We start from the raw sequence: 22,061 nt of genomic DNA, 5'->3' as shown, positions 1-22,061 counted from the left end.
AGGTTACAGACATAAAAAAACCGCCTTTCGGCGGTTTTTTTATGTCTGCTAGCAGCGTTAATTGCCTGCCAGGGTTTGGTCGTACTTGCGGCTTAGCATGTCGTAAAAACTCTCGCGAGCCTGTAGCACACCTTGTTTAAGCGCATTGATTTGGTCGGTGGTGATGTCTTTGCGGCCGCTGTATACCTGGCGCCGAAACGCGACGATTTGCCCGGCATAAATCTTCAGGCTGCGCTCCAGGTTTTTTTCGCCCAAAATAAGCAGTTTGGCCTCGGCGGCGGACATCTTGCCAAACGACTCGACCAGCTCTTCGGTGATGCGGGTGAGCTCTTGCTTGCGCTCGGCGGGCCAGCGCTCGCCAAACTCTACTGACTCGGCCGCCAGCGAGGCGTATTTACTGAACATGTGGGTCACCTCGCCCACAAAGGCTGAGATATCCTCAAACACGTCCAGACGTTTTTGTTCGCGCAGGCTGCGCGGGCCAATAACGGTTTGTCGTCGGCCCCACCACCAGGCGCTGGCCAGAGCAACAACGCCGCCAATGGCGACTTTAAAAGAGGTGTCGATAATCTGATAGGTGATCGTGCTGTCCACGGGTTTGCCTCAGCGTCAGGAAATTGTCAGCCTAAAAACATTAATAGGCAGGAAGCAATAACTACGCCAGCGGTGGAATGTATGGCTCAGCCGCCCGACAATTTTACCTCATAGCCGAGCTTCTCGAGGCTTGCCTTGAGTGGCTCGCGGTGATCGCCCTGAATTTCGATGTTGCCGTCTTTGATGGCGCCGCCGGTACCGCACACCTGCTTTAATTTTTTTGCCAGGGCTTTTAGCTCGGCACCGGCCAGTGGCACGCCGGTGATAACGCTGACGGTTTTACCGCCACGGCCTTTGCTGGAGCGCTGGATGCGGACAATACCGTCACCGCTAGGTGCTTCCGGGGTTTGGGGTTCGTCGCGTACCCGGCCGCCATCGGTGGAGTAGACGAGTCGACTGTTTTTGCTCACGAAGTGCTCCTTAGTCGCAGGTATATCGGCGGCTCAGTATAACCGACGTGCGCTGGCCGGGGACAGGCGCTAGAATGCGCCTCTGTGTTAGCCAACCAATGAGTGGTCTATGACTAAACCGATTATCCATGCCTTTTTATTTGTGGCCTTTAGCTTGATGTTAACCGCTTGTGGTAAGCCGCCAGAGGAGGCGGGCGAGGAGCAAGCCGGTGACCCGGTGGCACTGGGTGAGCGCAAGGCGCGGGTGTGCATGAGTTGTCATGGGCCCGGTGGTGTGTCCCGTGTGGCCAGTTACCCATCGCTGGCGGGTTTACAATACGATTATATCGTGACCCAGCTGCGGGCGTTTAAATCCGGTAGCCGGGAAAACCCCATGATGAACGCCATGGTGGCGAGTTTGTCTGATACCGATATGCAGCACCTTGCGGCTTATTTTGCCGCGCAGGGCCAGTAGCGTTTAAGCCTCCGAGGCTAAAAGGTAGAGTTTATGAGTCAAGTGCAGGGCCAGTGGGTACCCGAGGCCGAGCCGTTAATTGCCACGTTTGCCGATAACTTTTCACGCTTTGCCGAGGAGGGTGCCGCACTGGCGGTGGTACGCGGTAACGAGGTGCTGGTCAGCGCCTGGGCCGGTACCCGCGATAAAGCGCGAAAAAACGCCTGGCACGAAGACACCCGGGTGAATATTTTCTCGGCCGGTAAACCACTTGCCGCCGCCGTTATTATGAGTTTGGTTGAGCGCGACATAATTGACGTGGATCAGCCGATTAGTGCCTATTGGCCCGAGTTTAGCGGCAAGGGTAAAGAGTCGGTGACTGTGCGTCAGGTGCTGGCTCATCGCAGCGGCATGAGTGCGTTTCACCCCAAGTTAAAAGACCCAGTTATCTTCGACCCGGCCTCAATAAAATCGTTGCTGGAGTACGATGAGCCCTGGTGGACACCCGGCAGCGCCCAGGGTTACTCGCCATTTTTATACGGCTGGATTTTAGCCGAGCTGGCCCAGCAGGCGACAGGTAGCACATTCAGTGATTTGTTTGAGCGCTACTGGGCGCAGCCGCTGTCGTTAAACGCGTGTTTTGGGGTGCCTGAGTCACAGCAGGGCGAGCTTGCCGATGTGGGCCCCCTTAAAAAGCCTTTGGGCGATGTGGGCAGTGCCAGCCCCGGTGCTAACAGTGCCGCGTTGGGGCGGCTGATGAAGGCCGACCCGCGCGGAGTGGTTAACCGGGCGTTTACCAACCCCATGACACTAATGAATTCGACCAACACGCCCGAGTGGCGCAGCGCTTGTATACCTGCTGCAAACTGCCATGCCAGCGCGCTTGATTTGGCACGGTTTTACGGTGCCCTGGCCTCAGGTGGGGAGCCTATAGGGCTAAGCTCGGCTACGTTAGCCGCGTTTACTGAGGCGCGCGCCTCCGAGCGCGATAAAGTGCTGGGTGTGCCACTGCGCTTTGGTTTGGGGTTTATGGGCTCGCAGCCGGTGGATGATTGCCTATTTGGTAGCTCCCAAGGTTATGGCCACCCGGGTGCGGGGGGCAGTGTTGGTTTTGCCGATCCGCAGTCGGGTTTGGGCTTTGCCTATGTAACGGCGCGCTTGGGGCAAAGTTTGTTAATTGATGCTCGCGCGCAACGTTTAATTGCCGAGTTGGCACCGCTGGCGCTTTAGTGGCTGCTGGATTTATTGTAATAGAGGTTATCGATGTCCCACACTGATTTTCCAAAGGGTTGTGTTTCGCAGGATGAGCTAATCGAGCTGCAAAGCCGAATGAGCTTTCAGGAAGATACCATCAATGAGTTAAACCTCATTGTCGCGCGGCAGGATCGGCAGCTACAGGCGCTGGCCGCGCAATTGGGCTCTGTGAGCAAAAAGTTTGATGACGCCATGTACGCACGCGAGCAGGGCGGGGGAGCGGCCGACGAGCGCCCGCCGCACTATTGATCTATCACCCCGCGTAGCGAGCTGGCTGAGTTAAAAGTCCAGCTCGGACAGCAGGCGCTCTACATAGCGCAGACGCTCTTGCAAAATGGCCGAGCGGTGGCTGTCGTTTTTGGCAAGCTTTAACGCGTTGCGTAACTGCACCATCGCCCGGTCGTAAATCCCCACCTGAATAAAATATTCGGCCCGCGCCTCGTGCACGCCTAGTACGTCGCCGGCCAGGCCGTTCACCTCGGCCAGCAAGTACCACATGTATGGGTCTTCAGACTCTTTGCGCACATACTGCGATAAAAAATCAGCGCCGCTTTGATAGCGGCCCGAGTTCATCAACGCTTCGGCGTAGCGCACATTAAACGGGTAGTAGTTGGGTAGCCGGCGCAGGCCGTTGCGCAGTTTATCCAGCGCCGTATCGTAATCTTTAGCGGCCAGGTCGACGTCGATATCCATTACCTGATACACCAGCCGGTTCGGGTCTTTTTGCAGCAGCGGTGCGAGTGCTTTGGCGGCCTCTTTGGCGTCGCCGGTGCGGCTGTAGGCAAGCGCCAAGCCGTAGCGGCTGGCATCGGGGGTGGTGTTGTTGCCGTCCAGCTCGGACTGAAATATGCCGATGGCTTGCTGAGCGGTTTCGGCCTGCAGCACTCTTACCCGGGCTCGCATTAACTGAAAGTCCAGCGAGTCCTGCTTCATTCGATCGCGCGGATAACGCATGGCCCGTGAGCGCGCGTCGGCTACCCGGCTCTCGGTAACCGGGTGAGTCAGCAAAAAGTCCGGTGGCCGGCGCGAGTAGCGCGAGGCGCGCAACATTTGTTCAAACATCTCGGGGGCCGCGTGCGGGTCGTAGCCGGCATCAATCAGGGTGTCGATGCCCAGCCGGTCGGCCTCTTGCTCGTTTTGTCGGCTAAAACGCAGTTGAGCATCGGCGGCGGCTGCCTGAGTGGCGGCCATTGCGGCCATACCGCCATCGCTGCCACTGGCGGCCAGCACTAAGCTCGCCAGCAGGGCGGTGTAAAACGGGATGGTCATGTTGCGCTGCTGCTCTAGCCGGCGGGCGTAGTGGCGCTGGCTTAAGTGAGCGAGTTCGTGGGTCAGTACCGAGGCCAGCTGCGCCTCGTTTTGCGAGTAGGTAAACAACCCGGTATGCACGCCAATCACGTTACCCGGAGCGGCAAAGGCGTTCATGGTGGGGTTCTCAACCACTATCAGCTCAAAATTGCGGTTGTTGAGCTGGCTATACTGCGCCAGTTGGCCGATAAGCTCGCGCAGGTAGGTAATCAGTAGCGGGTCATCAGAGGTGGGCACCTGAGCGCGATAGCTGCGCATAAAGAGTTGGCCCAGCCGTTTTTCCTCTTGGTAGGAAACGATCCCCGAGGAGGTGTCCCCAAAATCTGGTAGATTTAGCTCGTCGGCGCGCCCGGCATAGGGCAAGGCCAGCAGCAGCGATAGCACGAGTGATAATGCTCTATTCACGGTGACTCAGTCTCTTCGGGCACGGTAAGCCGCACAATAGCGCGGCGTTTAGTTAATTTATCAGGGGGCATAGTATCATTAATGGTGGGGCGCGCCTGCAAACGCAATACTCAACGTGCTACTTGTGCGCACGGGCAATGTTAACTAGCATGTCGGGTCACCTCCGGCGATGCCGCTGGCGGGGCTGATGTGAGCTTGATGGTTGGTATGACAAAGATTGATTCGAGCAGTTCCCCCTCCCACAGGGTGTTGGTAGATGCCCGCGAATTGCGCTGCCCCATGCCGTTGTTGCGAGCCAAGCAAGCCATGCGAGATCTGGCCGTGGGAGAGCGCATTGAGGTGCGCGCCACCGATGCCGGCTCCGTTAGAGATTTTCATGCCTACGTGCAACTTGCCAACCATCAGATGATTGAGTTTATTGATCGCGATAATGAGTACGTTTACGTGATTGAGAAAGGAGGTGTGGCGTAATGCTCATCCGGAGAGTTAAACAACCATGCTGAAGATAGTACGCAGTTGGGTCGATCGCTATTTCTCAGATGAAGAGGCGGTTTTGCTGGTGGTGATTATTGCCGTCAGCCTGGTGGTGATACTGACCATGGGGGCGGTATTAGCCCCGATGATTGCCAGTATTATTATCGCCTTTTTGATGCAGGGCCTGGTGGTGCGATTGCGCGAGTGGGGCGCGCCCCACTGGCTGGCGGTTAGCATTACGTTTGTTTTGTTGCTCCTGATGCTCGCCTCGGTATTGCTCGTGGTGTTACCGGTACTTTGGCAGCAGTCGGCGCGGCTGTTTGGCGAGGTGCCGAGGATGCTGGGAGAGTGGCAAAGTGTGCTGTTACTGCTGCCTGAAAATTACCCCAATCTGGTGTCGCCCGCTCAGGTGGAGGACTTAATTGCCTCTATAACCGCCGAGTTTGGCCGCATGGGGCAAAATGTGCTGACATTTTCTGTGAGTAGCCTGCCCATTTTGATGACGGTGCTGGTGTATTTTGTGTTGGTGCCTATTCTGGTGTTCTTCTTTCTCAAAGACAGCTCGCTCATTGCCGATTGGATTGCCAGCTTTTTGCCCAGAAAGCGTCCGGTAATGACCAAAATCTGGGGTGAAATGAATCAGCAAATCGCCAATTATGTGCGCGGTAAAACCATCGAGATTTTAATCGTGGGTGCTGTGTCATATATTGCTTTTGCCTTGTTGGGTTTAAATTACGCGGCGCTGCTGGGTATCGCGGTAGGGCTGTCGGTGGTGATTCCCTATATTGGCGCGGCCGTGGTGACAATTCCCGTGGCAATGATTGGCTTCTTTCAGTGGGGGTGGGGCTCGGAGTTTCTCTACCTGATGTTGGTCTACACCATTATTCAGGGGATAGACGGTAATATCCTGGTGCCGCTGCTGTTCTCTGAGGCGGTTAACTTACACCCGGTGGCCATTATTATGGCGGTGCTGGTGTTTGGTGGCTTGTGGGGTTTTTGGGGCGTGTTTTTTGCCATTCCGCTGGCAACGTTAGTAAAGGCTATCCTCTACGCCTGGCCTATGGGTATCGCCGCCGAGCCGGAGGTTCCGCCCGTCATCGACACCCCGGAGCCACAATAATGGGGGTGGGGTACGCGCCACCCACGGTGGCCTCGGTTCCGGTGGCGCTGCTTTTGTTGTTGGCAGCGTTTTCTGCTCCGCTTTGGGCTGAGCCACCGAGCCAGAATTTTCGTGTCGAAGAGGTTATCAAAAGCCCCGAAGATGCTCGCTCGTATCGTGCACTGACCTACGATAATGGTGTTCAGGTGCTGTTGGTCAGTGACCCTGATGCCTCTGAGGCGAGCTGGACCCTGAGCGTGTTGGCTGGGGCAAACCAAGACCCGGCGGCTCTGCCTGGGCTTAACCGTTTGTTGGCGTTGGTATTGTCGGGGGATTCGGCGGTGGCCGCGACTGTGCACCCCGAGCACACCGAGTATCACCTGAGCACCGCCAGTGCGGACTTGCCCGCGCTGTTGCCGGGGTTTGTGGCGCAGGTGTTGGGCGACGCCGACTTCTCGGCGGGTGCGATTGAGCAGGCGCAGCACCTGCTGGCTAACAATATGCGCACCGGCCTAGGGGCTACCTTAACCGACCGCCGCGATGACGTGTATAGCGCCTTGTTTAATGCCGAGCATCCTATGGCCCGGCGTCAGGGAGGCTCGGCGAGTATCGCGCCTTTGTCCGCCGTTACTGAGGCGCTGGATAAAAATTATCGTCGATTCTACACCCCAGAGCGCATACGCTTAGCGTTGGTTGCCAGTATGCCACTGGCGCAGCAGCAGGCACTGGTGATCAACGCTCTCGAGTCATTGCCACTTAGTGCGCCGGGCAGTGCGCGAGGGAGCGAGTATCCGCCGCTTTTTACGCCCGAAGATTTACCCTTGTCTGTACAGATTCAGGCCGATACGCCTACGCCACAGTTGCAGCTGTTGTTTCCGGTACCCAATCCGCTGGCGCTCTATGCCGATAAACCGCTCGCGGAGGTGTCGCGGCTGTTGGCTGACGGCGGCCCGGGTAGCCTGCTGGCGCTATTGCGGTCGCTGGGCTGGGCGGACGCCATTGATACTGGGATGGGCATGCAGTCACGCTACGATGGCTTGTACGAGGTGCGAATCGATTTAACCGATCTCGGGGTGCGGGCCAAAGATCAGGTGGTTGCTCTGGTGTTTTATATGATCGAGCAAATCCGCCTGCGGGGTGTGCGAGCCTGGCGTCACGAAGAGCTGGCGCGTGCCGCCGCCCTGGATTTTCGCTATCGGGATGCAAGTGCCGTGCGCGACTCGGCGCAATTGGCTCACGCCCTGCATTATTACCGGCCTCGGGATGTGCTGTACGGCCCGTACCGCTACAACGAGTTTAATGAGCGCTTGGTGCGCCGCTATTTAGATTTTTTGCGCAGCGATAATGTGCTGGTAAGTTTGACGTCGCCCGCCGAGGTGGCGGGGGAGCAGCGCAGCCCCGAGCTGTTGACGCCCTATTCGGTGAGCCACTCCAGTGATGTGCAGCCGGAAATTAAAATCACGGTGCGTCGCCAGCTGGATTTTCCCGAGCCCAATAATTTTATCCCGACGCGCTTAAGCCGCAAAGAAGCGCCGATGCTGCCCAGCGCGCAAAAAGCCGATATTAACGAGCTGGTTGCGCTGTTTAACAAACCCCGGTTTCACGCCTGGTTTAGCCGTGCTCAGGTAACCAGTCCCGTGGCCTCGGTGCTGCTCCGGTTAGAGATTCCGGCCGCCGCTGGCGAGGCGGCCCAAGCCGCAGCCACCGAGCTGATGACCGAGCTGGTGCGTCAGGAGCTTAATGAAAAAGCCTACGCGGCGCACTTGGCAGGGGTTGATTTTAGCGTTAATGCGCACGCGCTAGGGCTGGATATCGTCGTGCACGGTTACAACACACAGCTGGGGCTGATGCTCACCCGTATTGGGCAGTTGGTTAATGCTGTAGAGCTTGATGAGCGCCGGTTTAGGCGCGCCAAGCGTATTTTGACGCAGCGCCTGAGCGATGCTGCCCCGACTACGCTAGAGGGGGTGTTAAGTGAGCAAATTATCGGGCTTCACTACCGCCCTGGCCAAGCGCGGTCCGAGCGGCTTGCGGCGTTGGCCGGCCTTAGCCTGGAGCAGCTTAAAGACTTCAATCACGACCACTATCGGGTGGCTGCCCTCAATGTGCTGTTTTATGGCAATTTGTATCGTCAGGAGGCGCAGCGTCTGGCGGCGTTAAGCGAGCACTATCTGTTAGACGACAAAGCAGCGGCACCGCCGGCCTCGCTCTATGGTCGGCTGGCGGGCGACGCCGGGGGCGAGTTTTCCGGCGGCTTTGAGGGGGCGGCCTTATACCTTCAGGGGCAGGGCGCGAGTGCCGCCGATTATGCCGAGCTGCAGTTGGCGGCGCAGCTTATACGTGACTCAGTTGCCAGAGCGCGCCAGCCCGAGGTGTCTGAGGTTGACGATCCGGTGGTTGCGCCGATCGCGGAGCCCCTGAAAGGCGTTGAAGACGGTTTGAATCCGTCTGTAAACGACGAGCCTTCACCAGTACTCGATCAGACCCAGATTACCGTGTTTGACTGGTTGTTAGCGGGGCGCCCGGCCTTGGTCGTATACTCTTCTAGCCCAGAGATAACGCCCGAAGCGTTGCGCGGTTTTGTGGCGGGCGAACTCGCGCGCCGCTGGCCGGACAGCCGCCTTGATGCTGCCAGAGCCGCGGTGGGGCAGCGCCTGACAAATGATGACGGCGCGGGCCGGCGCGAGCAGAGCCTGGCGCTGTGGCGGGTGTTGCTCGATGGCCAGGTTGCCAATGAGGCGGTAAAGGCGGCGTTCACGAGCGCTAAACCGTCAGTGTCGCAGGCGTATCGCAACGCCCTATCGGGCAAGGTGGGGGGCGCTTTGGTGCTAACTGGGGGTGGCGCAGGTTTTACACCCGCCGGCGGCGAGTTACCAGCGCGCTCAGGTTATTGGGGGCGCCTGCAAAAGATTCCGCTAGAGGGGCCGGTGCTGCCCTAAAGTGCTACATTTCAGGGCGCCGTCAGGCTGCTTTGTTTGAAAATTGTCCTGTCTGAGCAAAATGCGTACCGATCTTGAGGGTCCGTTGCCGCTTATATCGCAGGGCTAGCAAAAATCCCGTAAATATGTAAAAATTCGCGCATTTTTGGGCCCCAGTATTGGGGTAATAGCCACGTTTAACCCTAATATAGCGACAACGTAATGGGGCGAGGCCACTGGTAGCTATCCTGCCAGGTACGGTCTGCGTTGGTGTTAACGCTGTGTCCAAATGTGCTCAAAAGGCGCATGACTGAGGAGAATTAAATGATAGAAGATATTGATGCTCTGGAAACCCGGGAGTGGCGCGAAGCCCTCGATTCTGTAGTACGTCATGTGGGGAAAGAGCGTGCCGCATTTCTTCTGAAGAGCTTGTCCGAGTCTGCAGCAGACCACGGCATTGATCAGCCCTCTGCTATCACCACCCCTTACCGCAACACCATTCCTACCTCTAAAGAAATCCAAAGCCCCGGCGATCATTACATCGAGCGTAAAATCCGTTCGATTATTCGCTGGAACGCCATTGCGATGGTGGTGCGTGCGAACAAAAATGATGACGAGCTGGGTGGCCATATCGCGTCCTTCTCCTCGGCCGCTACCTTGTATGAAGTAGGTTTCAACCACTTCTTCCGCGGTAACGATGGCGACAAGCCGGGTGATCTGGTTTACTTTCAGGGGCACAGCTCCCCGGGCATGTACGCGCGCTCCTACCTAGAGGGCCGCCTGACCGAAGATCAGCTGGATAACTTTCGCCGCGAAGTCGACGGCAAAGGCCTGTCGTCTTACCCGCACCCTTGGTTGATGCCCGACTACTGGCAGTTCCCCACCGTTTCTATGGGCCTCGGTCCTATCGCGGCTATTTATCAGGCGCAATTGATGCGCTATATGGATCAGCGTGAACTGATCGAGAAAGGCGACCGTAAAATTTGGGCCTTTTTGGGTGACGGCGAGTGTGACGAGCCAGAAAGCTTAGGTGCTATTGCGCTGGCCGGCCGTGAAAAGCTCGACAATTTGATTTTTGTAATCAACTGTAACTTGCAGCGTTTGGACGGCCCGGTACGGGGTAATGGCAAAATTGTACAAGAGCTTGAAGGCGTATTCCGCGGTGCTGGCTGGAACGTGGTTAAAGTGCTGTGGGGCGGCGGCTGGGATGAGCTGCTGGAGAAAGACACCACCGGCTTGTTGCAAAAGCGCATGGACGAAGTGGTCGATGGCGAAATGCAAAACTACAAAGCCAACGGCGGCGCTTACACGCGTGAGCACTTCTTTGGTAAGTACCCGGAGTTGCTTGAGCTGGTTAAAGACATGACGGATGACCAGATCCTTCGCCTGGCGCGTGGCGGTCACGATGCCCATAAAGTGTACAACGCTTATCACAACGCCGTTAACACCAAAGGCGTACCGACGGTAGTGCTGGCGCAAACCGTTAAAGGTTACGGTATGGGGCCAACCGGTGAGGCGGTAAACAACGCGCACCAGGTGAAAAAGCTTGATATCGAAGCGCTTAAAACCTTCCGCGATCGCTTTAGTATTCCGATCGACGATAAAGAGCTCGAAAAAATTCCGTACTACCGTCCGGCTGACGACAGCGCCGAAATGCAATATCTGCAAGAGCGCCGTCGCACCCTGAACGGTTACTTACCGGCGCGGAAATCTGATTTTGAATCGCTGCCAATTCCTGCACTGGATGCCTTTAAAACCCAGCTTAAAGGTACTGGCGAGCGTGAAATTTCGACCACTATGGCCTTTGTGCGCGTATTAAACACGTTGCTCAAAGACAAGCAAATTGGCAAGCAAGTGGTGCCGATTGTACCGGACGAAGCCCGTACTTTTGGTATGGAAGGCATGTTCCGTCAGGTGGGTATTTACTCGGCCCTTGGCCAGAAGTACACCCCGCAAGACGCCGGGCAGATCATGTACTACAAAGAAGATGAGAAAGGTCAAATTCTTGAAGAGGGCATCAACGAGGCTGGCGCTATGTCTGCCTGGGTTGCAGCAGCCACCTCTTACAGCAACCACGCAAAACCGTTGCTGCCGTTCTACATCTACTACTCTATGTTCGGCTTCCAGCGTATTGGCGATTTAGCCTGGCTGGCGGGCGATGCTCAGGCTCGGGGCTTCTTGCTGGGCGGTACCGCCGGGCGGACCACGCTTAATGGCGAAGGCTTGCAGCATCAGGATGGTCACAGCCATATTTTGGCTAACACTATTCCCAACTGTCGCAGTTACGACCCGACCTTCTCTTACGAAGTGGCGGTGGTTGTGCAAGACGGCCTGAAGCGCATGTATCAGGACAAAGAGAACTGCTATTACTACATTACCTTGATGAACGAAAACTACGTTCACCCCGACATGCCAGAGGGCGTGGAAGAGGGCATTATCAAAGGTATTTACCAGCTTGAAAAAGGCACCAGCAAGAAGAAAAACCGTGTTCAGTTAATGGGCTCGGGTACTATCTTGAACGAAGTTATTGCCGCGGCCGAAATACTGCGCAACGACTTCAGTGTTGAGGCTGATATTTGGAGTGTGACCAGTGTTAACGAGCTGACCCGTGAAGGTCAGGCAACGGCTCGCTGGAACCTGTTGCACCCAACCGAAACACCGCGCAAAGCCTACGTGACTGAGGTGCTCGAGTCTCAGGACGGGCCGTTTATCATCGCCACCGATTACATGAAAAACTACGCAGAACAATTGCGTGCGTTTATTCCGGGCGATTATCAAGTGCTGGGTACCGACGGTTTTGGTCGCAGCGACTCACGTCAAAAACTGCGTCACTTCTTTGAAGTGGACAGCCAGTTTGTTGTGGTTGCGGCACTTAAGTCTCTGGCTGACCAAGGCAAAATCAAAGCCGACGTCGTAGCCAAGGCGATTAAACAGTTTGGTATTGATCCAGATAAAGCCGATCCGTTGACCGTATAGTCGCCTACCCGCGACAAGTGGGGCGCTTTGGGCGCCCTGCAAGATCAATGGATAACGTAAGTCACAGCCACAAGCTGGGACGGATTAAAAAAGTAGCGAGGAGTTACCGTGGCAATTGAATCGATTAAAGTCCCCGATATTGGCGGCTCGGAAAATGTAGATGTCATTGAAATTTCGGTCGCCGTTGGCGATACCGTTGCAATCGATGACTCGCTGTTGGTGTTGGAGACCGATAAGGCCTCGATGGAAATACCGAGCACCGTTGCCGGTAAAGTGACGGCGATTAAAGTCAAAGAAGGCGATAAAGTCTCAGAAGGGGACGTTATTGTCGAGGTTGAGGCAGAAGGTAGTGCGGCCTCAACGGACAGCGCCAAAGAGGCGCCAGCTAAAAGCGAACCTGCGCCGGAGCCTGCACCTAAGGCCGCGGCCGGCTCGGCCGAGCAAACCATTAAGATCCCCGATCTCGGTGGCTCTGAAAACGTCGATGTGATTGAGATCTGTGTTGCGGTTGGTGATGAAGTTAATGAAGGGGACTCACTCATCGTACTGGAAACTGACAAGGCCTCGCTGGAGGTCCCCGCACCCGCAAGCGGTAAAATTGTTAGTATCGATTTAAAAGAAGGCGACAAAGTATCTCAGGGCGACAAGCTGGGCGTCATGACCGGTGGCAACGCCGAAGCACCGGCACCGGCGCCAGCAGAGACTGACTCAGCGCCAGCCCCTGCGGCGGGTGGTACCTCGGTCGAAACAATTCCTGTGCCTGATATCGGTGGCTCCGAAGGCGCGGCTGTTATCGAGGTTTCTATCAGTGCCGGCGATGAAATCGGTGAAGGCGATACGCTGATCGTGCTGGAGACCGACAAGGCGTCTATGGAAATTCCAGCGCCCGGCGCCGGCAAAGTGACCAAAGTACTGGTGAAAGAGGGCGATAAACTGTCTCAGGGCGATGCCATCTGTGAGATGGAAGTTGAGTCGGCCGCCCCGGCCGCAGCCGCGCCCAAGGCCGAGTCTGCGTCGCCAGCTGCTAGTTCAAGTGACAGCTCGCCAAAAACCTCGGCCGGGTCACCGGTGACAGCTGACAATATTGAGGTGGTTAACTCATCGGAAGTCTATGCCGGCCCTGCGGTGCGCAAGTTGGCCCGTCAGTTAGGCGTAGATCTGAAAAAAGTAAAAGGCAGTGGCCCCCGTGGCCGTGTGACAAAAGATGATACCCGCGATTATGTGAAAAACATTGTTACCGCTAGCCAGTCGGGTAAGGCACCTGCGGGCGGTGGTTCCGGTATCCCGGCGATCCCGGCGGTTGATTTTGCCAAGTTTGGTGAGATCGAGACCGTGAAAATGAGCAAGGTTAAAAAGCTTACCGCCGATAACATGGTGCGTAACTGGCTTAACATTCCTCATGTTACGCAGTGGGATGATGCTGATATCACCGAGTTGGAAGCCTTCCGTAAGGGCCTTAAAGCCGAAGCGGAAAAGCGTGGCAGCAAGTTAACACCGCTGCCATTCTTGCTTAAGGCTTGTGCTGCAGCGTTGGTTGCCGAGCCGAGCTTTAACGTTTCTATGCATCACGACGGCGAGCATATCGTACAGAAGAAGTACGTGCACATCGGTGTGGCGGTAGATACGCCAAACGGTTTGATGGTGCCGGTCATTCGCGATGTCGACAAAAAAGGTCTGTGGGAACTGGCTGACGACTTTAGCGCTATTGTGAAAAAAGCACGCGATGGCAAGCTGACCGCGGCCGATATGCAGGGCGGTTGTTTTACCATCTCAAGCTTAGGCGCCATGGGTGGCAATGGTTTTACGCCAATTGTTAACGCCCCAGAGGTTGCCATTTTGGGTGTATCAAAAGCGCAAATGAAGCCCGTATGGAACGGTAGTGAGTTTATCCCGCGCAATATGTTGCCGCTGGCTTTGTCTTACGATCACCGCGCTATTAACGGTGCCGATGCCGGACGCTTCTTTACTTATTTAACCGCGGTAATCGCCGACGTACGTCGTCTGTTGCTGTGATGAGATAAGTAAGATGTTAAAAAGCCCGGCTTGAGCAATCAAGCCGGGCTTTTTTATGTTCGGCTATCCAGTTATTACTTGCTTATTGTTAATCGCTTTACAGCTTTGTTGTTTTTCAAACCAATAGGCGATGTTGGCGACGATAACAATGCTACCCGACACGATGGCGCTGCCGGCGCTGACGAAACCTGCCGATATAACCTGACCAATACAGCCTTCGTTGCTGCACTGGCCCAGAGAGTTCATTTGCGAAACGTCGAGCTGGGCTTCTCGTACACGAATATCGCATTCTTTGTCGTAAACATGAACGGTGCTGGGTGTGTATACGCAGGCGGTAACGGCCAGTGCGCACGCGGCACTGCTTAAACGAGCTAACGTTTTATGCATGATCAAATCCTTTGAATCGTTATTTAGTCTTTTTAGGACATGGGGTTAACGCGCAGGTTCCTGCGCCGTGTGGTCAGCATGTTTTTCCTCCTGCGGGCTTTACGCTTCTTAGGCATCTATATCACGGCTATACGCTAGACTGCATGATCTATTATCTAAACCCCAGCTGCGTGATCTCAGCTGGGTTTTTTCGTTCAGTTTTGTGGCTAAAGGTATCTGGAGCTCTGTGAATAGCATTTTATTTAAGCCCGTGGCGTTGGGTATTTATTTTTTAACCTTTGCCCTGGGTGTGGTGGGGGCGTTATTGCTGCCCACGATGAGTATTTTCTTCGCCGACGAGGTGGGGGTAAGTCCGTTTTGGGTGGGAATTCCCTATGCCGGTATCGCTATTGGCAGCATTGTTTACAATCAGGTGATTGGCGCTTGGTCAGACTCCCTTAAAGACCGCCGGCTGTTGGTGGTGGTCCTGTGCGCCGTTGGGGTCCTCGCGTGTCTGGTGTTTGCGTTGTCGCGGCATTATTGGCTGACGTGTTTGTCGGCGGTATTTTTATTGAGCTTGGCCATGGTGGCCTTTTCGCAAATTTTAGCCTACAGCTTAGAGTACGCCGAATCCTGTCTGCCGCTTGAGCGCATTGCGTTATTTAACGCTGTGGTGCGGGCACAAATTGCGTTTGCCTGGGTGGCGGGCCCGCCAGCGGGTTTTTTAATCGCCAGCCACTGGGGGTTTACCAGTTTGTATACGGTTGCCGGTGTGTTATTTGTAGCTGTTGCCCTTATCAGCCCTAAGATGTTGCCGGCGCTTAAAGCGCGCGATCAGCAGGACGCGGTTGATCACAATAAAGGCGGTTTATGGCAGGGGTTGGATGTCCGCGCGCGTTGGTCGTTAGGGTTATGCGTTCTGGCATTTTCTTTGATGTGGTGTGTTAATAACGCCTACCTGATTAGTCTGCCTCTGCATTTAACGCGCAACCTGGATATCTCGGCGGGGTGGGTTGGCTGGATTATGGGGGCCGCAGCCGGGTTAGAGGTGCCGGTAATGTTGATCGCGGGTGTGCTGGCAGCACGTGTGAATCCACTCAGCCTGGTGCGCGCCAGTGCCCTCTTTGGCCTGCTGTTGTATGCCGGCGTATTCTGGGCGACGCAATTGTGGCAGCTTTTTGCACTACAGATCGCCAATGCGGTATTTATTGGTATTTTGGCGGGGCTTGGGGTGTCAGTTGTGCAACAAATGTTACCCGGTCGGGCCGGCAGTGCGTCGGCACTTTACACTAATACCACGCACGTAGGCACGTTGCTAAGCAGTGTGCTGATTAGCGGGGTAGCCGAGGCCTATGGCTATCTCAGTGTGTTTTTGGCCAATATGGTGCTAGTTGTGTTAGCCGGCGGGTTATTTATGTTGGTGCGCGCGGGCGAGGGAGTCAGAGTCGCTGAGTAATCGAGCGCGCCGGGAGGAGCATTAGTCGTCCTGGCTTTTAAGGGCGCCTAGCTCTTGATCAGTGAGCGCCGATAGTTTGGTGCGCAGGGTCGCTTTTACCTGCGGCAACAAGTCATTGATAACGTCATCGATAAGTTGCTGACGCTCGGTATACTTGAGGTTGTTTGCCTCCGAGGCAAAATCTCCGGCACGGTTGCCGCGCAGGCGCGAGCGTATGTGTTGTGGTAAAAATGGGTTCTCTCCGCGCGCTGCGGCTGGGGTGGCGACGGGCTTGGGGGTAGTGCCCGTGTGGGTTGGTGCATCACCCAGGTCGAGCTCGTAATTCTCTTCGCGTTGGCCGACAGTGCTTGTCTGTTCGCCGCGCTGCTCAATCTGCTCAATAACTTCTTGCAGCAGGGGGATTTCATCGTGATCCAGCAGGCCCTGAATAGACTCCAGCTCGTCTAATAATTCACTGCGAGTTTTCTCGCGCTCATCGCTCATTGTGTCGACTCTTATACGTTGTGCGCTCGCCCCAGTTTGTGGTGCCGAATCAGGTAGCCACGTTCACCTAAAAAACTCCAGTGTTGACGGGTATGAGCAAGCACCTCTTCGGTTTGAATCACGACTTCGGCCATACGGGCGAAGCGGCTGAAGTAACCCGGTAATTGACCACATAAGTTAATCAGCACATCGTGATGATTACCGCACTCGCCCTCACAGTCAAGCACAATAGGCTCGCCTTTATCGGCCGCATTACTTAGGCGCCATGGGAGGTAGCTCTCGGGGCGCTCAGCGTTAAGTTGCCGGGCAATTGCTGTTTCTTGCTCGTTGTTCTCGAGGGCAATGACTACTTTGCGACCGCTGTTGATGGCCTTTTCACATAATCGGCTGGCAAAAGCCAGCCGATTATCGTGATCGTCACTGCTGAGGATATAAAAATCCACTTCGGTCATGGTGCTTATTTACTGTTCAGTATGTGTTGTACCAGCAGTGGCACTGGGCGACCGGTTGCACCTTTGGCGCCACCGGATTTCCAGGCCGTGCCGGCGATGTCCAGGTGAGCCCAGCGCATGCCTTTGGTGAAGCGCGACAAAAAGCAGGCGGCGGTTACGCTGCCGGCTTCGCGACCGCCGATGTTGGCGATGTCGGCAAAATTACTGTCGAGCTGTTTTTGGTATTCATCCCATAGCGGCATTTGCCAGGCGCGGTCGCCGGCCTCAACCCCGGCGGCCAATAGCTGATCGGCAAACTGCTGATCGTTACTGTAGAGGCCGTGGGCATGGCTGCCCAGGGCGATAACACAGGCGCCCGTGAGGGTGGCTATATCGACGATGCTATTGGGTTTAAAGCGTTCTGCGTAGGTGAGGGCGTCGCACAAAACCAGGCGGCCTTCAGCGTCTGTATTGAGAACCTCGATGGTTTGCCCCGACATAGAGGTTACAATATCACCGGGCTTGGTGGCGCCGCCTGAGGGCATGTTCTCGGCGGCGGCGACAATCGCCACCACATTAATTTTGGGCTGTAGCGCCAGCAGAGTTTTCATGGTGCCAAACACACTGGCAGCGCCGCACATATCAAATTTCATTTCGTCCATACCGGCGCCGGGTTTAAGGCTAATGCCGCCGGTGTCAAAGGTGATACCTTTGCCCACCAATACTTCCGGCGCTTTTGATTTAGCCGCGCCACGGTACTCCATTACGATAAGCTTGGCGGGTTGATCGCTGCCGGCGGATACTGAAAGCAACGAGCCCATTCCCTCGGCCTGCATTTGTTTTTCATTTAGCACACTGACACTCAGCTTGGTCTGGCCGCGCCCTAATGCGCGCGCCTCGCTGGCCAGGTAGCTTGGGGTGCAGATGTTGCCGGGCAAGTTGCCCAGCTCACGCGCGTAGTTCATACCTTCGCCCGTTGCCTGACCTTGTGCCAGCGCGGCCTTGACGGCTGCGTTGGTGCCGTCGGTATTAACAATAATTTTGTTGATATTCAGTTTGGTGCTTTTCTGGCTTTTAAGTTGATCGAACTGCCATAGCTCTGTGGTGAGCGTTTGGGCAATGTGGCTGGCGAGCCAGCTGCCTGGTTTGCCGGCCACGGAGACACCGGTGAAGTCGATGCTCAGGCTTTTATAGCTGGCACTTTTGGCGATGTTTTGTATGGCGCCAAGCGCGGCGCTAATCGACTCGGGAGCAGCGCCAGATTTATCGGCTTTACCAAGGCCCACCACTAACAGCCGCTCGGCGGTTTGGCCCACGCTGTGGTGCAGCAGTAGGCTGCTGCCCCGGGCGCCGGTAAATTTTTCGCGGGTTAGCAGGTTTTTTAGCTGGCCTTTGCCTGCTTGCTCAATCAGGTGTGCGGCGGGTGTTAAGGTGGCGTCGGAAAATACGCCGACCACAAGAAGTGGGCTGCGATGGCTGTCGGCACCGAATGACTTTGCTTGAAACTGCATGTGTGACCCCTAGTTGATTTTGTGTTGCGAGCGGTTAAGCGTGCGCTGATATTCAGTTACACTCACCTTCGGCACGCAAGCCAACCCTAAGCGACGGTACATAAGTGGCCGCTAAGGGCGATTGGCTTACCCGGATGTCGAGACAAACGCTCTCGGTTGCGGGATAATGCCACCAAGTTTCGCCTAGTTTACGTCATCAAGGGGTGAGGGGCCAAAACCTTTGGTGGTACTGGCCCCATCGCGGCCCACATATGGTAAGGATGGTTGTATTTTGATCGTATATCGCTATTTGTCACGCGAGGTGCTGGTGACAATGCTCGCTGTTAGCACAACCTTGTTGCTGATTATTATGAGCGGCCGCTTTGTTAAGTACCTCGCCGATGCAGCTTCAGGCAAGATCGCCGTGGATGTGCTGTTTACCATTATGGCGTATCGACTGCCGGGCTTTTTAGAGCTGATCGTCCCGCTGGGCTTTTTTATCGCTATCCTGCTGGCCTATGGGCGGTTGTATATGGACAGTGAAATGGTTGTGCTAAGCGCCTGTGGCATGAGCCAAAAAAAGCTGTTGTTGATTACCGCTATACCCGCTGTTGTTGTGGCACTGATTGTCGGTGCCATGAGTTTGTGGGTTAGCCCCTGGGGGGCGGCCCAAACCGAAAAACTGTTTGCCGAGCAACGCGCTCGCAGTGAGTTTACCACCTTGCGTGCCGGTCACTTTCAACCGTTTAATGGCGGTAAAGTGGTGACCTACGTAGAGTCGGTTAGCGAGAACCGCACCCAGCTGAATAAATTGTTTTTAACCCAGGTGGGTACGCCAACCTCTGTTGCCATAGCCGAAGTCGGCAAGCAGCGACACAACAGTGAATACGATCAGCGCTACCTTGAGCTGCACAATGGTATTCGTTATCAAGGGCGGCCCGGCTCGGCCGATTATCAAATTACCGAATTCGAGCAGCTCGCCCAACATATCCCGGAGCCTGAGGTGTCGTCGGCCTACAATATAGAGGCCGATGCACGGCCTACCGCCGAGTTGTTAAAAGATGATAGCGACGCCGCCCGGGCGGCGTTACAGTGGCGCTTATCCATGCCTTTGTTGGTGTTGGTGGTGGCTTTTATGTCGGTGCCGCTCAGCCGCACCAACCCGCGCCAGGGGCGCTATTTAAAAATGTTGCCGGCGATTGTGTTGTATTTGTTTTATCTCGCCGCGCTCACCTCGGTGCGCTCAGAAATAGAGGCCGGCAAGTTTCCGGTGCTGCCTGGGCTTTGGGTGGTGCATGGTGTCTTTATTGTGATCGCCTGGGTGATGTTTGCCGGCCCTGGAAATATTTTTGTACGGCGTGGAGGTAAGCGTGCCCAAGCTTAATCGTTATGTGGCCCGGTCAGTGGTCACGGCCGTGGCCATGGTGTTGTTGTTGGTATTAGGGCTGGACTTTATTGGCAAGCTGGTTGAGCAGCTCGACAGCCTGCACAAAAATTATACGTTTACCGAGGCGTTAATTTATATCCTGTGGGGGCTGCCGCGCAGTGCCTACGATTACTTGCCCTACGCGGTGTTGGTAGGTTGCTTAATTGGCTTGGGTAATCTGGCCGGTTCCAGTGAATTAGTGGTTATGCGTGCGGCCGGCGTTTCAGTCGGCCGTATCGTCTGGATGGTATTAAAACCCGTTTTGCTGTTTATTTTGATGGGCATTGCTTTGGGTGAATACGTGATTCCCTATGCCGATCAGGTGGCTGAAAGCCGTCGTGCCATTGCCCTTGGCTACAGTGATGAGGGGCAAACCCGCCGCGGTGTGTGGCACCGCGAGGCCAACGAATTTATTCAGTTTAATGTGATTCAGCCTGGCGGCAACTTGCGTGGTGTGAGTCGCTACCGGTTTGCCGATGGCAAGCTGGAAGAGGCGAGCTTTACGCAAAATGTCGAGTATCGCGATGGCGTTTGGCATGAAAATACCGTCCTGATTACAAACTTCACCCAAGAGCAGATAGTGACCAGTCGGTTGCCCGAGCGCGAGTGGCGTACTGAGCTTACCCCGGAGCTGCTAGATATTGTCGCGGTACCGCCGGAGGCTCAGTCGATTGGTAACTTGCACAATTATGTTGGTTATTTGCAAGAGCAGAATCTTCAAAGCAGTGAATACACGCTGGCCTTTTGGCAAAAATTATTACAGCCGCTGGCCACAGCGAGTTTAGTGTTAATTGCGATTTCGTTTGTATTTGGCCCGCTGCGTGAAGTCACCATGGGGCAGCGAATTTTTACCGGTGTGGTGTTCGGTATCGTGTTTCGCTTAGTGCAAAGCTTGCTGGGGCCGTCGAGTATTGTGTTTGGTTTTCCGCCGTTGATAGCGGTACTGGTCCCCATCGGCTTGTGCTTACTGTTCGGGATGGTGCTGTTACGCCGCGCGGCGTAACAGCGAGCTCTATAGCCGGGCGGGGTAGCTAAAAAAGCTGCCTGCGGTTAGTGCCCTTTGGGTAGCTGCAGTACGCGGGTGCCAGAAAGGCGGTCGTGCAGCGTCAGCCGCTCGGGGTCGAGCCACAACCAAAAGTAACCCAGGCCAAAACACGCCAGTGATATCCCGCCAAAAAAGCAACGTAGTAAACACTGGCCTACACTGGGTTTTTTACCGTCGGCGTTGGTAAGTTTTAGCCGCCAGGCTTTCATGCCTAAGGTTTGGCCAAAGCGTTGCCAAAACAACACATAAAATCCAATCCAGATGGCGATCCAGCCAATAAAGCCGATGATGCCCATCTCGGCTTTCTCGCCCGGCGCAAGTGATTCACCCAGCAACAAGGTTTTAACGGCCAGTGCTATAGCGCTGTAGGCAAGGCTGATCGCCATGATTAATAAACTATCGTAAATGGCGGCGGCAAAACGTTTAATAAGCCCGGCGCTGCTGGCAACGATTGGCTTGGGTGTGGTTTGCTCGGGTGGGTGGGGTGGTTGCGGCATTAAGGGCTCCGGTGGTGCGGTTGATTGGCTTAGCCATGTCGTTAACTTATTCGCTCGGCTCGCTGCAGTGGCCGCCAATAAAAAACTCGATGCTGTAGCTTTCGGGGGCGTCGAGCGGCAGGCCAAAACTAATGCGGCCACAGCCGGTTAACGGAATCTCTTCCCGGCGCAAATAAATCACCTTCGCGTGATCGTCACTTTGCATGTAAGTGCCGTTGGTGCTGTGATCGACCAGTACATACTTGCCGCGCCGAAACATAATATTACCGTGCTCGCGCGAAGCCCGGGTCGAGCGAATGGGCCAGTTTACCCGGCTGCTCTCGCGGCCAAAAGACAAGGGTAGTTGATCTGGGGTATAGCTAATCTGCCGGTCCGGTCCGCGCAGGTGCAACCGATGGCGATCCAGCTCGCGGTGCAGTTCGCGTACATCCATCACGGCGGTAGCATTAAGCGGGGCGGCGGGAGTCTCCCAGTGCAGCCGGTAAACCGTACAGATGTGTTGCGCGCCCTTGAGTACCACGCGATCAAATGCATCGCACAATTCGGCCATTGTGGGACTTAACTGCGTTATAACCGCGTGGGTAATGACAATTTGCCGGGCGCGGGCAATGTGCGAGACCTCGGCGGCTTCATTGACAACATCGCCAAAAATGTCGCCGTGTGAGTCGCTTAGGGTTTCACCGTAAGCAATGCCAATGCGCAGGGCCTGCAACTCGAGGTTAGAGCACTCGCGCTGTAACGTTAGCGCGGCTTCACAGGCATTGCTGGCGTCGGCAAAGCGGGCCATGACTTCATCGCCTATGTTTTTTACCACGACACCGCGATGGTGCTCAATGATGCGTCGGGTGGCTACCAGAGTCTCGTCGATAAGACTTTTCGCCTGGGTGTTACCTTGCTCCTTGTAGAGCCGTGAGCTGCCGGATACGTCGGCAAACATCACGGCCTGAACTTCGCGCTGGGCTGACATTGCGACACTCTCGAAT

At 55.5% G+C, this 22,061-nt stretch carries 20 protein-coding genes; 11 read left to right on the top strand and 9 right to left on the bottom strand.

The genetic code is table 11. The features are described from left to right. Positions 1–57: 57 nt before the first annotated feature. Both AAC019_RS06705 and yciH read right to left on the bottom strand, forming a co-directional pair. Entirely contained in the window at positions 58–594 is a 537-nt protein-coding gene (locus AAC019_RS06705; protein WP_339897873.1) for an energy transducer TonB, read from the bottom strand. Positions 595–680: 86 nt separating this feature from the next. Further along, entirely contained in the window at positions 681–1,004 is a 324-nt protein-coding gene (yciH, locus tag AAC019_RS06700) for a stress response translation initiation inhibitor YciH (RefSeq protein ID WP_339897872.1), read from the bottom strand. Between the two features lie 109 nt (positions 1,005–1,113). Between yciH and AAC019_RS06695 the strand changes: the two genes are divergently transcribed. Genes AAC019_RS06695 through AAC019_RS06685 form a run of 3 tightly spaced genes read left to right on the top strand, consistent with a single transcriptional unit; the run spans position 1,114 to position 2,940 of the window. Then, the gene (locus AAC019_RS06695; protein ID WP_339897871.1) at positions 1,114–1,458 is read left to right on the top strand and encodes a cytochrome c; all 345 of its coding nucleotides are present in this window, start codon (positions 1,114–1,116) and stop codon (positions 1,456–1,458) included. 33 nt (positions 1,459–1,491) lie between these two features. After that, positions 1,492–2,667, top strand: a complete 1,176-nt coding sequence (locus AAC019_RS06690) for a serine hydrolase domain-containing protein (RefSeq protein ID WP_339897870.1) — start codon at positions 1,492–1,494, stop codon at positions 2,665–2,667. 33 nt (positions 2,668–2,700) lie between these two features. Beyond that, positions 2,701–2,940, top strand: a complete 240-nt coding sequence (locus tag AAC019_RS06685) for a SlyX family protein (protein ID WP_339897869.1) — start codon at positions 2,701–2,703, stop codon at positions 2,938–2,940. A gap of 30 nt (positions 2,941–2,970) precedes the next feature. Here AAC019_RS06685 and AAC019_RS06680 read toward each other — a convergent pair whose 3' ends face one another. Continuing rightward, on the bottom strand, positions 2,971–4,404 hold the full coding sequence (locus tag AAC019_RS06680) for a M48 family metalloprotease (RefSeq protein WP_339897868.1): 1,434 nt from the start codon (positions 4,402–4,404) through the stop codon (positions 2,971–2,973). 207 nt (positions 4,405–4,611) lie between these two features. Between AAC019_RS06680 and AAC019_RS06675 the strand changes: the two genes are divergently transcribed. From AAC019_RS06675 to aceF, 5 genes are all read left to right on the top strand, one after another. Then, positions 4,612–4,875, top strand: coding sequence for a sulfurtransferase TusA family protein (locus AAC019_RS06675; RefSeq protein WP_339897867.1), 264 nt, complete (start codon positions 4,612–4,614; stop codon positions 4,873–4,875). Positions 4,876–4,900: 25 nt separating this feature from the next. Beyond that, complete coding sequence (locus AAC019_RS06670) at positions 4,901–5,998, top strand: AI-2E family transporter (RefSeq protein ID WP_339897866.1); 1,098 nt, start codon at positions 4,901–4,903, stop codon at positions 5,996–5,998. Further along, positions 5,998–8,916: an insulinase family protein gene (locus AAC019_RS06665; RefSeq protein ID WP_339897865.1), complete on the top strand. Its 2,919-nt coding sequence runs from the start codon at positions 5,998–6,000 to the stop codon at positions 8,914–8,916. Before AAC019_RS06670 ends, AAC019_RS06665 begins: the two co-directional genes overlap by 1 nt. A 303-nt stretch (positions 8,917–9,219) precedes the next feature. Continuing rightward, positions 9,220–11,871, top strand: coding sequence for a pyruvate dehydrogenase (acetyl-transferring), homodimeric type (gene aceE / locus AAC019_RS06660; RefSeq protein WP_339897864.1), 2,652 nt, complete (start codon positions 9,220–9,222; stop codon positions 11,869–11,871). Positions 11,872–11,979: 108 nt separating this feature from the next. Next, positions 11,980–13,884 carry a pyruvate dehydrogenase complex dihydrolipoyllysine-residue acetyltransferase gene (gene aceF, locus AAC019_RS06655; protein WP_339897863.1) on the top strand — a complete coding sequence of 635 codons (1,905 nt, stop codon included), beginning with the start codon at positions 11,980–11,982 and terminating at the stop codon, positions 13,882–13,884. A 63-nt stretch (positions 13,885–13,947) separates the two neighbouring features. Here the strand turns inward: aceF and AAC019_RS06650 are convergent, their stop codons facing one another. Continuing rightward, positions 13,948–14,271, bottom strand: a complete 324-nt coding sequence (locus tag AAC019_RS06650; protein WP_339897862.1) for a hypothetical protein — start codon at positions 14,269–14,271, stop codon at positions 13,948–13,950. Positions 14,272–14,497: 226 nt separating this feature from the next. Between AAC019_RS06650 and AAC019_RS06645 the strand changes: the two genes are divergently transcribed. Next, positions 14,498–15,706, top strand: a complete 1,209-nt coding sequence (locus AAC019_RS06645) for a sugar efflux transporter (RefSeq protein ID WP_339897861.1) — start codon at positions 14,498–14,500, stop codon at positions 15,704–15,706. A gap of 21 nt (positions 15,707–15,727) precedes the next feature. On the opposite strand, the gene AAC019_RS06640 is transcribed toward AAC019_RS06645, so the two are convergent. The 3 genes from AAC019_RS06640 to AAC019_RS06630 are packed head-to-tail and all read right to left on the bottom strand — an operon-like array spanning position 15,728 to position 18,131. Continuing rightward, positions 15,728–16,189, bottom strand: a complete 462-nt coding sequence (locus AAC019_RS06640) for a hypothetical protein (RefSeq protein WP_339897860.1) — start codon at positions 16,187–16,189, stop codon at positions 15,728–15,730. A gap of 11 nt (positions 16,190–16,200) precedes the next feature. After that, positions 16,201–16,641 (bottom strand): DNA polymerase III subunit chi, encoded by a 441-nt coding sequence (locus AAC019_RS06635; protein ID WP_339897859.1) that lies wholly within the window; start codon positions 16,639–16,641, stop codon positions 16,201–16,203. Between the two features lie 5 nt (positions 16,642–16,646). Continuing rightward, entirely contained in the window at positions 16,647–18,131 is a 1,485-nt protein-coding gene (locus AAC019_RS06630) for a leucyl aminopeptidase (RefSeq protein WP_339897858.1), read from the bottom strand. Between the two features lie 271 nt (positions 18,132–18,402). Between AAC019_RS06630 and lptF the strand changes: the two genes are divergently transcribed. Together lptF and lptG are read left to right on the top strand one after the other, a co-directional pair. Continuing rightward, positions 18,403–19,494 carry an LPS export ABC transporter permease LptF gene (gene lptF, locus AAC019_RS06625; RefSeq protein WP_339897857.1) on the top strand — a complete coding sequence of 364 codons (1,092 nt, stop codon included), beginning with the start codon at positions 18,403–18,405 and terminating at the stop codon, positions 19,492–19,494. Beyond that, a complete protein-coding gene (gene lptG / locus AAC019_RS06620) occupies positions 19,481–20,539 on the top strand; it encodes an LPS export ABC transporter permease LptG (protein ID WP_339897856.1) in 1,059 nt (352 codons plus the stop codon). The genes lptF and lptG overlap by 14 nt, the downstream gene beginning before the upstream one ends. A 47-nt stretch (positions 20,540–20,586) precedes the next feature. On the opposite strand, the gene AAC019_RS06615 is transcribed toward lptG, so the two are convergent. Together AAC019_RS06615 and AAC019_RS06610 are read right to left on the bottom strand one after the other, a co-directional pair. Next, positions 20,587–21,078 carry an RDD family protein gene (locus AAC019_RS06615; RefSeq protein ID WP_339897855.1) on the bottom strand — a complete coding sequence of 164 codons (492 nt, stop codon included), beginning with the start codon at positions 21,076–21,078 and terminating at the stop codon, positions 20,587–20,589. Positions 21,079–21,124: 46 nt separating this feature from the next. Next, entirely contained in the window at positions 21,125–22,045 is a 921-nt protein-coding gene (locus tag AAC019_RS06610; RefSeq protein ID WP_339897854.1) for an adenylate/guanylate cyclase domain-containing protein, read from the bottom strand. Between the last annotated feature and the right edge of the window lie 16 nt (positions 22,046–22,061).

This window comes from uncultured Gilvimarinus sp. (genome assembly GCF_963975215.1).
GTDB lineage: Bacteria > Pseudomonadota > Gammaproteobacteria > Pseudomonadales > Cellvibrionaceae > Gilvimarinus.
This window is presented reverse-complemented; position numbering and strand designations above follow the sequence as displayed.

Excerpts from the sequence above, each read along its gene's own strand:
- AAC019_RS06675 (WP_339897867.1), top strand. The coding sequence starts at position 4,612 with ATGACAAAGATTGATTCGAGCAGTTCCCCCTCCCACAGGGTGTTGGTA.
- AAC019_RS06690 (WP_339897870.1), top strand. The coding sequence starts at position 1,492 with ATGAGTCAAGTGCAGGGCCAGTGGGTACCCGAGGCCGAGCCGTTAATT.
- AAC019_RS06630 (WP_339897858.1), bottom strand. The coding sequence starts at position 18,131 with ATGCAGTTTCAAGCAAAGTCATTCGGTGCCGACAGCCATCGCAGCCCA.
- AAC019_RS06670 (WP_339897866.1), top strand. The coding sequence starts at position 4,901 with ATGCTGAAGATAGTACGCAGTTGGGTCGATCGCTATTTCTCAGATGAA.
- AAC019_RS06685 (WP_339897869.1), top strand. The coding sequence starts at position 2,701 with ATGTCCCACACTGATTTTCCAAAGGGTTGTGTTTCGCAGGATGAGCTA.
- AAC019_RS06615 (WP_339897855.1), bottom strand. The coding sequence starts at position 21,078 with ATGCCGCAACCACCCCACCCACCCGAGCAAACCACACCCAAGCCAATC.
- AAC019_RS06640 (WP_339897860.1), bottom strand. The coding sequence starts at position 16,189 with ATGAGCGATGAGCGCGAGAAAACTCGCAGTGAATTATTAGACGAGCTG.
- AAC019_RS06650 (WP_339897862.1), bottom strand. The coding sequence starts at position 14,271 with ATGCATAAAACGTTAGCTCGTTTAAGCAGTGCCGCGTGCGCACTGGCC.
- aceE (WP_339897864.1), top strand. The coding sequence starts at position 9,220 with ATGATAGAAGATATTGATGCTCTGGAAACCCGGGAGTGGCGCGAAGCC.
- AAC019_RS06665 (WP_339897865.1), top strand. The coding sequence starts at position 5,998 with ATGGGGGTGGGGTACGCGCCACCCACGGTGGCCTCGGTTCCGGTGGCG.
- AAC019_RS06695 (WP_339897871.1), top strand. The coding sequence starts at position 1,114 with ATGACTAAACCGATTATCCATGCCTTTTTATTTGTGGCCTTTAGCTTG.
- AAC019_RS06635 (WP_339897859.1), bottom strand. The coding sequence starts at position 16,641 with ATGACCGAAGTGGATTTTTATATCCTCAGCAGTGACGATCACGATAAT.
- AAC019_RS06610 (WP_339897854.1), bottom strand. The coding sequence starts at position 22,045 with ATGTCAGCCCAGCGCGAAGTTCAGGCCGTGATGTTTGCCGACGTATCC.